Genomic DNA, 1,861 nt, shown 5'->3' with positions numbered 1-1,861 from the left:
AAACTACCAGTGTCATCTGTTATTTCAGCAATTAACAATGAACAATTAATAATTAATAATTACCCCTTCTTAAAACGGATAGGATTGAATAAAAGGAAAATTTTTGATTTATCCCCTATCCAAGGGTCGGCTTCAAGGCGTGAATTGTTGAATGAATAATTAATTGACTATCAACTCTTAATTATTAATTATTAACTATTAATTATTCGGTAAGGATTTTAGCTATTCCCCGATCTAAAAAAGTTTGGAATTACTGCTGTGTCTTAATTGAAGCGTTTTTTCCATCTATTTCACGACAAGTCTAATGAACAGGGATAGGAAGCTGAAATCGATTCCTAAGCGCTTGGTATTACTATTATTACAAGGGGGGTACAGAAAGCAATTATTTGCCTTGACTTATAGCGGTTTTCCAAAATGTTGACTACAAAACTTCTGCCTTCAGCATAAGTGTCTTTAAGCCAAAATCTCTGTATTCTATGTTAATGAAAAGCCCTATAATTATTACCCCCCGTGCAAATATTTGGCATAATAGTCCAATTGCAAGGTTGCGTCGGCTCAGAAGGCTTTTTTTCCGGAAGGTTAACTTGTTTTATTGCCACTTCGCTTCAGACAACATCAAACTATCTTGATAAATTAGCTCGAAGCGCATTGTTACAAATCAATGGTATAAAACCTAAAATATACAACCTTCTTCAAGCTCCAGCATTATTCAGCAACCTGATAACATCTTGATAACCATTAAATTCTGCTAACATTAAAGCTGTACAACCGCCTCGATTTTTATAGGTTAAATTAGCACCAGAATCAATTAAAAGTTTTACAGCTTCAGGATGACCTTGATATGCTGCCCACATTAAAGCTGTTGCTTCATTATCATCTCGAAGATTAATGTCTGCTCCCCTTTCTAAGAGTACCTTTAAAATTTCAATGTCCCCTTGATATGCTGCTTTCATCATGGGAGTAGAACCTCCTTGAGCAGCAATATTTACATCTACACCAACATCTAGCAAAATATTCACAATCTCTCGATGTTTGTGCCATATTGCTAAAGTTAAAGCTGTTTCTCCAAGATGTTTATTGTTTAATACAGATGTCAGATTTTGCTTTTCTATTTTGTCTAATAAAATTGAGACAATATCTGTATAACCATGAAAAATTGCCCCCAACAAAGGTGTATCACCGGCTTGATTTTTAGTAACAATTTTAGCTCCGTAGTTAAGCAGTAGTTTTACTATTTCAGTATGATGTTCTACTATGGCAAAACTTAGTGCTGTTTCTCCTTCTAAATCTTGAACATTAACATCAGCATCAGCATCCAATAAAGTAGAAGCGATCGCCCCATTTCCTTCTGCAGCAGCAGCCATCAAAGCTGTACCGCCATTTCTACTTTTAATATTTACATCTGCCCCTGATTCTAACAAAGCTTTAACAATTTCTAAATAACCTAAATCAGCAGATAAAATCAGGGCAGTTTCGCCATCTTTATCTCGAAAATTAACATCAGCACCAGCTTTTAATAGTGTATTTACAGTAGATAAATCACCTGCTTCTGCTGCTTGCATTAACCATGTTTTACTTTGCAAATTTCTAGTATTTATATCCACACCATGACTAATAAAAATTTCTCTCATTTCTACATAATTACTATTAGCAACCACAGATAATGTAGACTCATTTACCCTAGCTCCAGCATTGAGCAAGACTTTAACTACATCTTGATAACCTTGAGCCGTTGCTAAACCCAAGGCCGTATCATGGTCTTTGTCTAGCACATTAACATCTGCTCCAGCAGCTATGAGTTGATTGACCACTACTATATAACCATTCATCGAGGCGACCATTAGGGGGGAAGCACCAGGAT

General features: G+C 35.7%; 1 protein-coding gene. It reads right to left on the bottom strand.

Annotated features, from left to right (window positions below; all coding sequences use genetic code 11):
• Positions 1 to 692 precede the first annotated feature (692 nt).
• Positions 693 to 1,861: ankyrin repeat domain-containing protein (locus F6K22_RS39870; protein ID WP_293110598.1), on the bottom strand; the 1,169-nt coding region annotated here is incomplete at its 5' end.

The organism is Okeania sp. SIO2F4, from assembly GCF_010672385.1.
Taxonomy (GTDB): domain Bacteria; phylum Cyanobacteriota; class Cyanobacteriia; order Cyanobacteriales; family Microcoleaceae; genus Trichodesmium.
The sequence above is the reverse complement of the archived record's forward strand: the minus strand, read 5'-3'. Positions and strand labels throughout refer to the sequence as shown.